Annotated in this window: 13 protein-coding genes; 12 read left to right on the plus strand and 1 reads right to left on the minus strand. The window is 57.7% G+C overall.

Annotation, left to right across the window (positions count from 1 at the left end):
- Positions 1–69 precede the first annotated feature (69 nt).
- From nifE to moaA, 8 genes are all read left to right on the plus strand, one after another.
- On the plus strand, positions 70–1,437 hold the full coding sequence (nifE, locus tag K4305_RS05140; RefSeq protein WP_292002194.1) for a nitrogenase iron-molybdenum cofactor biosynthesis protein NifE: 1,368 nt from the start codon (positions 70–72) through the stop codon (positions 1,435–1,437).
- Positions 1,434–2,816 (plus strand): nitrogenase component 1, encoded by a 1,383-nt coding sequence (locus K4305_RS05145; RefSeq protein ID WP_331561323.1) that lies wholly within the window; start codon positions 1,434–1,436, stop codon positions 2,814–2,816. Before nifE ends, K4305_RS05145 begins: the two co-directional genes overlap by 4 nt.
- 13 nt (positions 2,817–2,829) lie before the next feature.
- Positions 2,830–4,104, plus strand: a complete 1,275-nt coding sequence (nifB, locus tag K4305_RS05150) for a nitrogenase cofactor biosynthesis protein NifB (protein WP_331561324.1) — start codon at positions 2,830–2,832, stop codon at positions 4,102–4,104.
- Positions 4,105–4,181: 77 nt separating this feature from the next.
- Positions 4,182–4,490, plus strand: a complete 309-nt coding sequence (locus K4305_RS05155) for a (2Fe-2S) ferredoxin domain-containing protein (protein WP_331561325.1) — start codon at positions 4,182–4,184, stop codon at positions 4,488–4,490.
- A gap of 222 nt (positions 4,491–4,712) precedes the next feature.
- Positions 4,713–5,525, plus strand: coding sequence for a TOBE domain-containing protein (locus K4305_RS05160; protein WP_331561326.1), 813 nt, complete (start codon positions 4,713–4,715; stop codon positions 5,523–5,525).
- Positions 5,526–5,713: 188 nt separating this feature from the next.
- Positions 5,714–5,923: a hypothetical protein gene (locus K4305_RS05165; protein ID WP_331561328.1), complete on the plus strand. Its 210-nt coding sequence runs from the start codon at positions 5,714–5,716 to the stop codon at positions 5,921–5,923.
- Positions 5,924–6,020: 97 nt separating this feature from the next.
- Entirely contained in the window at positions 6,021–7,649 is a 1,629-nt protein-coding gene (locus tag K4305_RS05170) for a B12-binding domain-containing radical SAM protein (RefSeq protein ID WP_331561330.1), read from the plus strand.
- A 57-nt stretch (positions 7,650–7,706) separates the two neighbouring features.
- Positions 7,707–8,711: a GTP 3',8-cyclase MoaA gene (gene moaA / locus K4305_RS05175; RefSeq protein ID WP_331561331.1), complete on the plus strand. Its 1,005-nt coding sequence runs from the start codon at positions 7,707–7,709 to the stop codon at positions 8,709–8,711.
- 6 nt (positions 8,712–8,717) lie between these two features.
- On the opposite strand, the gene K4305_RS05180 is transcribed toward moaA, so the two are convergent.
- The gene (locus K4305_RS05180) at positions 8,718–9,152 is read right to left on the minus strand and encodes an MOSC domain-containing protein (RefSeq protein WP_331561332.1); all 435 of its coding nucleotides are present in this window, start codon (positions 9,150–9,152) and stop codon (positions 8,718–8,720) included.
- A gap of 168 nt (positions 9,153–9,320) precedes the next feature.
- On the opposite strand from K4305_RS05180, the gene K4305_RS05185 reads away from it, so the two are divergent.
- From K4305_RS05185 to thiH, 4 genes are read left to right on the plus strand one after another with little or no spacing between them, the layout of a single operon-like run.
- Positions 9,321–10,469 (plus strand): trans-sulfuration enzyme family protein, encoded by a 1,149-nt coding sequence (locus K4305_RS05185; protein ID WP_331561334.1) that lies wholly within the window; start codon positions 9,321–9,323, stop codon positions 10,467–10,469.
- Positions 10,470–10,516: 47 nt separating this feature from the next.
- A complete protein-coding gene (thiS, locus tag K4305_RS05190; RefSeq protein WP_331561335.1) occupies positions 10,517–10,738 on the plus strand; it encodes a sulfur carrier protein ThiS in 222 nt (73 codons plus the stop codon).
- A 16-nt stretch (positions 10,739–10,754) separates the two neighbouring features.
- Complete coding sequence (locus tag K4305_RS05195) at positions 10,755–11,534, plus strand: thiazole synthase (RefSeq protein WP_331561337.1); 780 nt, start codon at positions 10,755–10,757, stop codon at positions 11,532–11,534.
- Complete coding sequence (thiH, locus tag K4305_RS05200) at positions 11,531–12,610, plus strand: 2-iminoacetate synthase ThiH (protein ID WP_331561339.1); 1,080 nt, start codon at positions 11,531–11,533, stop codon at positions 12,608–12,610. Before K4305_RS05195 ends, thiH begins: the two co-directional genes overlap by 4 nt.
- Positions 12,611–12,617 lie beyond the last annotated feature (7 nt).

The following is a 12,617-nucleotide window of genomic DNA, read 5'->3' on the forward strand; positions in this document are numbered from 1 at the left end:
GCCACTCCCGGCTTTGCCGGGAGTGGCTCCTGATATCTGGAATTACTTATTGAAAAAGGGGTTGGCATCATGAAGGAAGAGATCGGAATCCTTGAAGGAAGACAGCATTCGGTCTTCGAAAAGAACAGCGCCGGGGAGCAGAAGTTTGACATCGCATGCGACAAGACGAGCCTTTCCGGTTCTGTCAGTCAGCGCGCATGCGTCTTCTGCGGCTCCCGCGTGGTGCTCTATCCTGTAGCCGACGCCATCCACATCGTCCATGGCCCGATCGGCTGCGCCGCCTACACCTGGGACATCCGCGGAGCAGTCTCCTCCGGCCCAGAGCTGCACCGGTTGAGCTTCTCGACCGACCTGCAGGAGATGGACGTCATCTACGGCGGAGAGAAAAAACTCTACCGATCACTCATCGAGCTGATCGACCAGTACAAGCCCAATGCCGCTTTCATCTACTCGACCTGCATCATCGGCCTGATCGGCGACGATATCGACGCAGTCTGCAGAAAAGTTGCGCAGGAAAAAGGAATACCGGTCATGCCGGTCCATTCCGAAGGATTCAAAGGCACCAAAATGGACGGCTACAAAGCCGCCTGCTCGGCCCTCATGAAACTGATCGGCACCGGTTCGACCGATGGAATCAGCAAATGCAGCATCAACATCCTCGGCGAATTCAACCTCGCGGGGGAAGCCTGGATCATCCGGGAATATTACGAAAAAATGGGCATCGAAGTGGTAGCCACCATGACCGGCGACGGAAGGATCGACGCAATCAGACGCTCGCACGGCGTATCGCTCAACGTAGTGCAGTGCTCCGGCTCCATGACCAGCCTCGCGAAGGAAATGGAAAAAAAATACGGCATTCCGTACATCCGCGTCTCCTACTTCGGCTTCGAAGACATGTCCAAATCGCTCTACGACGTGGCAGCGCTCTTCCCCGAAAGACCCGAAATCATGGAAAAAGCAAGAGAGATCGTACGCGACGAAATCCGGAAATACTATCCCGAGATGCAGAAATTCAAGAGCGCGCTCTCCGGCAGAAAAGCAGCCATCTACGTCGGCGGAGCATTCAAGACCTTCTCGCTCATCAAGGCCCTGCGCACCATCGGCATGTCGGTCGTACTCGCCGGATCGCAGACAGGCAACAAGGACGACTACCTCCGCCTCAAGGAGATGTGCGACGAAGGCACCGTAATCGTCGACGACTCGAACCCCGTGGAACTCTCCAAGTTCGTGCTTGAAAAAGAGGCCGACCTGCTCATCGGCGGCGTCAAGGAACGCCCGATCGCCTTCAAACTCGGCGTCGGCTTCTGCGACCACAACCACGAGCGGAAAATCCCGCTGGCAGGATTCGTCGGCATGTACAATTTCGCAAAAGAAGTCTATGAATCGGTGATGAGCCCCGTATGGCAGTTCGCTCCGAGAAAAGGAGGTCTCGCATGAAAACAGCAACAATAAACGGCAAAGCCGCCAGTACGGCCAAAACGGCCACGCAGAACGCCTGCAAGCTCTGCAACCCTCTCGGCGCCTGCCTGGCCTTCAGGGGCATAGAAAAATGCGTACCCTTCCTGCACGGTTCGCAAGGGTGCGCCACCTACATCCGCCGCTATCTGATCAGCCACTACAAAGAGCCGATCGACATAGCATCGTCGAACTTCAACGAAGAAACCGCCGTATTCGGCGGCAGCCACAACCTGCAGCTCGGCCTCAAAAACGTCACCCAGCAATACAAACCTGAGGTGATCGGCATCGCAACGACCTGTCTGTCGGAAACCATCGGCGACGACGTCCCCATGATCCTCAAAGAGTACAACGCCGCCATGGGCGATAAAGCGCCGCTGCCGGTCATGATCTTCGCCTCGACGCCCAGCTACAGCGGCACCCATATCGACGGCTTTCATGCCGCGGTACGCTCTGCCGTAGCAACGCTCGCGGAAGCAGGAACGAAAAACAACCTGGTGAACATCTTCCCCGGCATGATATCCCCGGCAGATATCCGCTACCTCAAAGAGATCCTGAACGCATTCGGCATTCCGTTCGTGCTGCTGCCCGACTACTCGCAAACCCTCGACGGTGGACCCTGGGCCGAATACCACCGGATCCCCCCGGGCGGTACCCCGACCCATGCGATCGCAAACACGGGCAGCGCATCGGCAAGCATAGAATTCGGTTCTACCCTTGAAGCGAAAAAATCGGCAGCCGGATACCTCGAAGAAAAGTTCGGCGTACCGCGCCGCCACCTTCCCCTGCCGATCGGCATCAAGGCAAGCGACCGCTTCTTCGCCGAACTCGAACGGCTGACGGAAAAACCCATGCCCGAAATCCACGAAGACGAACGCCGCCGACTTGTCGACGCCTATGCGGACGGCCACAAATACGTCTTCGGCAAAAGGGCGATTCTTTACGGAGAGGAAGACCTCGTCATATCGATGGCCGCCTTCCTGCACGAAATCGGCGTCTTACCGGTGCTCTGCGCCTCAGGCGGCAAGAGCGGGCTCATGAAAAAGCGCCTGCTCGAACTCATACCCGATCTTGAGGATACCGGCATAAAAGTACGCGAAAACGTCGACTTCGTCGATATCGAACACGAGGCCGACGAACTCAGGCCCGACCTCCTCATCGGCAACAGCAAAGGCTTCACCATGTCGAAAAAGCACGAACTGCCGCTCATAAGAATCGGCTTTCCAATCCACGACCGATTCGGCGGGCAGCGGCTGCACCATCTCGGCTACCGCGGCACCCAGGAGCTCTTCGACCGGATCGTCAACACCGTCATCGAAGGGCGGCAGAACTCTTCATCAATCGGCTATACCTATATGTAAACGGGAGGAACCAATGACACTCAACATAAACAACCACCCATGCTTCAACGATTCGTCGCGCCACACCTTCGGACGGATCCACCTCCCGGTTGCGCCGAAATGCAACATCCAGTGCAACTACTGCAACAGGAAATTCGACTGCATGAACGAAAACCGTCCCGGCGTCACCAGCAAGGTGCTCTCCCCCCGGCAGGCTCTCTACTACCTGCAGCACGCCATGGACATCGCGCCGAACATCTCGGTCGTCGGCATAGCCGGACCGGGCGACCCCTTCGCCAACCCTGACGAAACCATGCAAACGCTGCGCCTCGTCAGGGAACACTACCCCGACATGCTGCTCTGCGTAGCCACCAACGGACTCGACCTGATGCCATGGATCGACGAGCTTGCCGAACTGCAGGTCAGCCACGTCACCATCACCATCAACGCCATCGACCCGGACATCGGCGCCGAAATCTATGCATGGGTTCGCCACAAAAAGAAAATGTACCGCGACATCGAAGCAGCGAAACTGCTCATCGGCAACCAGCTCGAAGCCCTGAAACGACTCAAGGAGGTCGGCGTCACGGCAAAAGTGAACACCATCATCCTCCCCGGCATCAACGACCGGCATGTCGTCGATGTCGCCCGCAAGGTCTCGGAACTTGGCGCAGACATCCTGAACTGCCTGCCCTACTACCAGACCACGGAAACCGTCTTTGAAAACATACCCGAACCATCGCCGGTGCTTATCGCCGACATCCAGAAAGCCACGGCCGAATTCCTGCCGCAAATGAAGCACTGCGCCCGCTGCCGTGCCGACGCGGCAGGCATAATCGGCGAACACAACACTGAAGAAATGATGCAGAAACTCACCGAAGCCGCAAATATGCCAAAAAACCCTGAAGAGCACCGCCCCTATATCGCCGTCAGCAGCATGGAAGGCGCGCTCATCAACCAGCACCTCGGCGAAGCCGACCGCTTTCTCGTCTACGGACTCGACCCCGAAACCGGCACCTCCCGGCTGGTCGATTCGCGACCGGCTCCCCTGCCCGGAGGAGGGCAGCAACGCTGGGAAGCGCTTGCCCGCGCGCTCCACGACTGCCGCACCCTGCTTGTCAACGGCGCAGGCGATTCGCCCACCAAAGTACTCAACGCACACGGCATCGACGTACTCGTCATGGAAGGCATCATCGAAGAAGCCGTCGAAGGCATCTTTACCGGCAAAGACCTCAAACACCTGATGCGAAGCAGCCAGATCCACGCCTGCGGAACCGGCTGCACCGGCACCGGCGGAGGCTGCGGGTAAAATAAAGATCAGTCGGATCAGTCCGATCCGACTGATCCGACTGATCTAATAAAAACAACAAAAAAAACACAACCACCATGGACAAACCGAAACACCACATTTTCGTCTGCGCGAGCTTCCGCGCACAGGGAGCGCCGCAGGGCATCTGCCACAAAAAAGAAGCCCTCGGCCTCATCCCCTACCTCGAAAGCGAGCTCTCCGACCGCGGAATGTCGGATGTGGCCGTATCAGCCACGGCATGCCTGAACCTCTGCGAAAAAGGCCCGGTGGTCGTCGTCTATCCCGAAAACTACTGGTACGGCGAAATCGACAGCGAAGACAAGGTCGACGAAATCCTCGACGCGCTCGAAGAGGGCGAAGCCTGTGAAGACCACCTGATCAACTGAACGCCCTGCACAAGAAAAAACGCCTCCTTTCAAGCAGGCGTTTTTCTTTTCCTGTCGCACCGGCAAAATCACGAAACCAGGCCGGTTATTCATGCCCTCATCCCGACTTCCGCATGCTCGCAATCCTGAAAAAAATCGCCCGAAACCGCCACGGAAGCCATTCTTTCACCTGAAACTCTTATTTTGCGCTGACGGCCCGCTAACAACCTTACCAGAACAGTGATGGCAAAATGCGCCAAACAGCAGATGGGGCTTGAAGGCTCAATATGGTTCCAGAAGGCGGAAAACCGCTTTCTCGGCGGCGACCGCATTCTGCTGCTTGAAAAAATCGACGAACTCGGATCGATCAACAGCGCGGCAAAAGCGGTCGGCATCAGCTACAAAACCGCATGGCATCTGGTCAACATGATCAACAACCTTTCCGACAAACCGCTCGTCGATCGCATGACCGGCGGAAAAGGCGGCGGCGGCACGGTACTCACGCGCGAAGGAAAAAACGTCATCGCACAATTCCGCATCGTACAGGAAGAACACCGTAAATTTCTTGAAAATCTTGAAGAACGGCTTGGCGAAACACAAAACCTCTACCGATTCCTGAGGAGGATATCCATGAGAATCAGCGCACGGAACGTTTTTTCCGGTACCATCGAAAATATCACCCTCGGAGCGGTCAATGCCGAAGTCGTGCTTGCACTCCCCAGCGGACCGCGCATCACCTCGGTCATCACCATCGGCGCGGTGCAGAACCTCGGACTCAAAGAGGGCATGAACGCCTACGCCATCATCAAATCCAACTCGGTCATCGTCGGCCGCGACCTGCACGACGCCCGAATCAGCGCCCGGAACATCCTCTGCGGCACAATCAGCAAAATCCTCGAAGGACCGGTCAGCACGGAAATCGACGTGGAAATAGGCGACGGCAACGTCATATCAGCCATTATCACCCACGGAAGCTCCGAAAAACTCGGACTCAGGGAAGGAGAACACGCCTGCGCGCTCTTCAATGCATCGAGCGTCATCCTCGGCGTAAACTGAAAACAACCGGGATTTCCTGTTCAGATAAACTTTTAATTAACACTCGTTATTTCTTTATTACATACAGACTGTATACGCGTCAGACTCGCGCAACAGCACATAACCCCGCCCCAGCGGAACAAAGCAGTTAAATCATTACAAACAGTTTGTTCCATTTTTCATTAACGAAAAAAAACGAGGAGTCCATCATGGCAAAACTCACTGAAAAGCCGGTTATCGCAACAATGACTGCAGCGGAAAAAATCCGCCCGTTTCCGATCAACTGGGATCCTGTTCCCGACTGGGTCCGTCTCGACGATAAAAAACTCGCCGAGTTCGGAAGGCTCCAGATTCAGAGCAAACTCAAAGAGCTCGAACTTGAAAAAGCCAAGCTCGAACAACTTGCAAAACTGATGTGACAGATCGCTCCGGACAGGAGGCGGAAAAAACGCCTCCTCCTGTTCCGATCCCGCCCTCGCTTCAACAATTTTCCGCCATTTTACGCTCCCCTTGGTCATGGATGCAGAACATCGGCATAAAAACGGCATTCTTCTGGTAGGCTATGAAAACCAGGAAAACCTGGGTTTACGCTCCATAATCGCCTCTCTTCGGAAAAACGGCCATAAAGCCGAACTGCAGCCTTTTTTTCCCGGCAGCAACAATGCCGTACTCGAAACCATAGAAAAGCTGAACCCCGACCTTATCGGATTCTCGCTCATCTTTCAGTTCACCCTCGAACACTTTGCCGAGCTTATGCGCTATCTCCGCCGACACGGCGTCACGGCGCACTTCACTGCCGGAGGCCATTTTCCCAGCCTCCGCCCGGCAGAAACACTTGAACTCATTCCCGAACTCGACAGCATCGTACGATTCGAAGGCGAAGAAAGCATCATCGATCTCTACACGAAGCTCGACGAACCGTCCGGGTGGCCGGAAATACAGAGTATCGCCTACCGGAACGGAAACAGCGTCCTACAGACCCCGCTCAGACCGCTCATCGAAAACCTCGACGATATTCCCCCGGTCATTCGCGACGGATCCATCACAACCACAGCCGGCATAAAAACCGCATACATGCTCGCAAGCCGCGGCTGTCATTTCAACTGTTCCTTCTGCAGCATCCGGCAGTTTTACGGCACGGCGCAGGGCAAACTCCGGAGAACGAGATCTCCCCTTCACGTCGCCGAAGAGATGCGCGACCTCTTCACACACAAAAACGTACGTTTTTTCAGTTTTCAGGACGACGATTTCGCAGCACGCTCCCCGGCACAGAAACAATGGATCGGCGAATTCCTCAGGGAACTGCGACACAGCGGCCTCGACGGAAACATCAGATGGAAAATATCCTGCAGGGTTGACGACGTCGAACCGTCGCTCTTTCGGGAAATGGCCTCGCACGGCCTTTTCGCTGTCTATCTCGGCGTCGAATCCGGAAACGAAACGGGCCTGAAAACCCTCAACAAGCAAACAACCGTCGGCAGAAACCTCGAAGCCATCGAAACCCTCAAAGCAATGGATTTTGCCCTCTCCGCAGGTTTCATGCTCTTCGATCCCTCCTCGACATTCCTCACCGTCCGGGAAAACATCAGGTTTCTTGCCGCAACAGGCAGCGACGGTTATTTTCCCGTAAATTTCGGCAAAATGCTCCCATACGCAGGAACACCGATAGAACAGGAACTCAGGCTCCAGGGAAGACTCAAAGGAACGCTGACGCACCCCGACTACGACTTCCCCGATACGGAACTCGACTGGTACGCATTCCTCGTTCAGAAACTCTTCGCAAGACGGAACTTCGGTCAGGACGGAGTGGCAGCGCTGCTTGGCACCGATTTCGAATACCGCCTCGCAGCGGCGTTCGGACTCGACAACTCGCCCGAACGCACAGCCGCCATGAAAAACAACATCGCCCGATCCAACGCCCTTGCGACCCGGACGCTCAGCAGGCTGCTTGACGCCGTCACGACGATGGGCACGCAAACCCTGCTGCGCGAAGAAGAAACAATCCTCTCCATAGCCGACGAACTATGGACCGGCGAAGCCGAAATAACCGCTCAGAACATGAAACTCCGCCGTGACCTCCACGATGCCATCGAAAAGAGCCCCGAAGCCGCATGTTTGCAGCGAAACGAAGATAGCATATCTTAGCAGAAACAGATAGTCAGGCCATACGCCCTGCCGTTCACCATTAATCCGCACGCATTCTTGAGCAGTACAGAAACCGCCATCACCCCTCTTGCCGACCGCTTCGGACGCAGCATCACCTATGCCCGCATCGCCGTCACCAGCGCCTGCAATCTCCGGTGCGCCTACTGCCTGAGCGAAGAGCATCATGAAAGCCCCTCATCCGGCACCCCCATGAGCACCGGCGACATCCGGCATCTCATCGGTGCGCTCGCCCGACTCGGCATCAATAAAATCCGCTTTACCGGCGGCGAACCCCTCCTGCGCGGCGACATCGCCGAACTGGTGGCCGCCGCCAAGCGAACGCCCGGCATCCAGACCGTCAGCCTCACCACCAACGGAGTCCTCCTGCACAGACGCCTCGACGCGCTGCAGGACGCCGGGCTCGATGCGCTCAACCTCAGCATCGACACCCTCGACCGCGACCGCTACCGCGACATAACCCGGCGCGACCTCTTCGACCAGGTGAAAGAAAACCTCGAAACCCTGCTCGAACGCCAGGCCATGCCGGTCAAACTCAACGTCGTCATGATGCGCGGCATCAACAGCGACGAAATCGGACGGTTCATGGAATACGCCCGCACCCATCAGGTCACCGTCAGGTTCATGGAACTCCAGCCGTTCGACGACCACCAGATCTGGCGAACCGGCAGATTCCTCGGCCTCGAAAAAATAAAGGAGCTGCTCACAGAGGCCTGCCCCGACCTTGAAGCCCACCGCGGCGCATCGACCGAATACTTCAGCTTCACCCTTCCCGGCCACAAAGGATCCGCAGCCATCATTCCGGCCTACACCAGAAACTTCTGCAGCGACTGCAACCGCATCCGCATCACGGCCGAAGGCACCGTCATAAGCTGCCTCTACGACAAGCATGGATTGAAACTGCTGCCATTCCTGCGGCGGCAGGCAGGATTCGAAGAAATTGCCTCGCTCTTCATGCAGGCAGCCGCACGGAAACCCGAAAACGGCAGGATGGAAGGAGAAGGAGGAACCCTGCGCACCAGCATGTCCGAAATAGGAGGATGAACCCGCTCAGAGCAACATAACCGGCATACCCGAACGCAGAACGCCCCCCCGCAGCACCCGGCAGAAAACCCCCTCGCGAGGCATGATGCAATCGCCCGTCGCACGCTGGATCGCGCACCCGTCATTGTGGCACTGCTTGCCGATCTGCGTCACCTCGAGCACCGTCCCATCTCCCGCCTGCAGCCGGTCGCCCACAGCGAGCGACAGCACATCGATGCCCCGGGTAACGATATTCTCGGCAAACGCCCCATGATCGAGATCCGGCATTTTTTCACGCATACGATCGATGCTCTCGCCGGCCAGCAGCGAAACCTGCCGATGCCACTCCCCCGCATGAGCATCCCCTTCGATACCCCATTCCGCACGCAGCACGATCTCCTCCACCGCCTGCTTCACCACCCCTTTTTCAGGGCTGACGCACACCGCCTCGATAACTCCCATAACTTCAGCTCGACTGATTCAAAAACATGGTAAAAAACCTTTCAGGCCCAATTAAAGAAATACCCTCTCCACAACCAACGAATCATGAAAAAACCATTAACCGCATTACCTTGTTCTCTGAAGAAAAACAAACCTGAAACAGGCCCACAGCACAGAAAACAAACCACAATGCAATTCGAAACCCTCGCCATACACGACCCTCATACGCCCGATCCGGCCACCGGATCGGTAACGGTACCGATTTACCAGACCTCCACATTCGGCAGGGAAGAACTCGGCCACCGCCCCGAATTCTTCTACTCCAGAATCGGCAACCCAACCCGCCAGGCGCTCGAAACCTCCCTCGCGCTGCTTGAAAACGCCCGATTCGGGCTCGCATTCGCCTCCGGCGCAGCCGCAACCATGGCTGCCCTGCAGATACTCAAGCCCGGCGACCACATCGTTTCCGGCATCGACATCTACGGCGGCACATACAGAATATTCGAACAGCTGCTCCGACCCTGGGGCATCACCATCTCTTATGCCCGGGACGAATCGACGGAAAGCTACGCCCGCTGCCTCACACCCGAAACGAAACTGATCTGGCTCGAAAGCCCCAGCAACCCGCTCCTCAGACTATCCGACATCCGCGCCCTCGCTGAAATCTCCAGAGAAACAAGCATCAGGGTCGCCGTAGACAACACCTTCGCAACGCCCTGCTTCCAGCGCCCCCTCGAACTCGGCGCCGACATCGTCGTACACAGCACCACCAAATACCTCGGAGGCCACAGCGACGTCATCGGCGGCGCCATCGCGCTCAACGACCCGGCACTGCATACCATTATCAAAAACTACCAGGCAGCCGCAGGCGCCATTCCGGGACCATGGGACTGCTGGCTGGTCATGCGAGGCATAAAAACCCTGAAAATCCGCATGAAAGAACACGAAGCCGGCGCCCTTCAACTCGCGCGCATGCTCGAAAGCCATCCGGCTGTCGCAAGGGTCTGGTATCCCGGCCTCCCGTCCCACCCCCAGCACGATCTCGCCAGACGGCAGATGAGCGGATTCAGCGGCATGATCACCATCGCCCTCAAAGGCGGCCTGCCCGCCGTCGAACACCTGCTCCACAGAACGAAGCTCTTCACCCTCGCCGACAGCCTCGGAGGAGTCGAATCGCTCGCAGCCTCGCCCGCAAAAATGACCCTCGGCGCCCTCTCGCCGGAAGAACGCGACAAACGCGGTTGCACCGACAATCTCCTGCGCCTCTCGGTAGGACTCGAACACCCCGACGACCTCGAAGCCGATCTCGACCAGGCCCTTGAAGGGATTCCGGTTTGAATAAACAATGAATCCCGTATATTCACTCAATTCACCATAGACAACCAATGCCCGACCAGCAGAACATGATCACCATCCAGCTCAACGGGGAACCCGGTACGCTGCCCGAAGGCTCGTCGCTCGAAGACCTGCTCGCAATCATCGGCTCAGAAGGCAAAACCATGGCCACCCTGGTAAACGACCTGATCGTCCGCCCCGAAAACCGCGCCGGATGCACCATTCAGGCAGGCGATCGGATTGAACTGCTCATTTTTGCCGGAGGAGGCTGAACGCCAGAAAAAACTTATGGACTCACTGCAGATAGGCACCTATACATTCTCGTCCCGCCTGATACTCGGAACAGGCAAATTCAGCAGCGCACAAGTCATGCTCGAAACCCTCAGGGCATCGGGCACGAAGCTCGTCACCGTAGCGCTCCGACGCTTCAACCGCGAGCGACCGGGCGACGACCTCTTCACGCCGCTCAGCGCCATGGCAGGCATAACCCTCATGCCCAACACCTCCGGAGCCTCCACGGCCGCCGAAGCGGTTCAGGCCGCCCGCATTGCGAGAGAACTTTCAGGAAGTCCCTTTATCAAAGTGGAAATCCACCCCAACCCGCAGCACCTCATGCCCGACCCCATCGAGACCTACGAAGCCTCGAAAATCCTTGCAAAAGAGGGGTTTCTCGTCATGCCCTACATACCGGCCGACCCGGTGCTCGCCAAACGGCTCGAAGAAGCCGGATGCGCATCCGTCATGCCGCTCGGCTCGGCAATCGGCAGCGGACAGGGCCTCGCCACCGCAGAGATGCTCCGCATCATCATCCGCGAAAGCAACATCCCCGTCATCGTCGACGCCGGGCTCCGCTCGCCCTCCGAAGCCGCGCTCGCCATGGAAATGGGATGCTCAGCCGTACTCGTCAACAGCGCAGTAGCCGTTGCCGGCAACCCCCCCGCCATGGCCGAAGCATTCGCGGGAGCAGTAGAAGCCGGACGCAAAGCCTTCAGGGCAGGCATCATGGAAAAAAGCGGCACAGCCGTCGCCACAAGCCCGCTCACCACATTCCTCGGACCGGCATCATGAACGCAACGCTGCCCGAATGGCTGAACCCCTCTCCCGACGAAACCCGCTTCAGGGAGATGCTCTCACCCGAATCCAGCTGGACGCTTGAACGCCTCGCAGCCGAATCCAGAGCCATAACCCTGCGCCGTTTCGGCCGCACCATGACGCTCTACGCGCCGCTCTACCTCTCCAACCACTGTCCGAGCGGCTGCGCCTACTGCGGCTTCGCCTCCGACAGAACAACCCCGCGCCGCCGCCTCGAACAGAACGAACTGCACACGGAACTCGCCGCCATGAAAAACCTTGGCATCAGCGACATCCTGCTGCTCACCGGCGAACGCACCAGAGACGCAGACTTCGACTACCTCCGCCGGTCGGTCGAAACCGCGGCATCGCACATGCAGCGAGTCTCCATCGAAGCCTTTCCCATGAGCACGGAAGAATACCGCGAACTTGCCCGAGCAGGCTGCACCGGCATCACCATCTACCAGGAAACCTACGACCGCGAACGATACGCCCGGCTCCACCGATGGGGCCCCAAAAAAGACTATGCAGAGCGCCTCGACACCCCCTCCCGGGCACTCGAAGGAGGCATAAAAACCGCAGGACTCGGCGTCCTCCTCGGCCTTGCCGACCCGCTCCAGGACGCACTCATGCTCTACCGCCACATCCGCCACCTCGGCAGAACCTGGTGGAGAGCCGGCCTCTCGATCTCCTTTCCGAGAATCCGCCCCCAGACCGGCGGATACCAGCCCCCCTTTTCCGTAAGCGACCATCAGCTCGCCCGCATGATCTTCGCATTCCGCATCGCCCTGCCCGACGTCGAACTTGTGCTCTCCACCCGCGAAAGCCCCGCATTCCGCGACGGCATGGCCGGCCTCGGCATCACCCGCATGAGCATCGCAAGCCGCACCACCGTCGGCGGGTACACCGAACCCGACAACAACAAAAACGGGCAATTCCACATCCACGACGACCGCTCCGCCGAAGAATTCTGCAAAGCGCTCAAAGCAAAACAGATCGAACCCGTCTTCAAAAACTGGGAACACGCCTACAACGGCCCATCCTCCCCGGAACCGGCGCCCCCCGCCACATAAACAAAGA

The organism is Chlorobium sp. (assembly GCF_036528655.1).
In the GTDB taxonomy this organism is placed as follows: Bacteria; Bacteroidota; Chlorobiia; order Chlorobiales; family Chlorobiaceae; genus Chlorobium.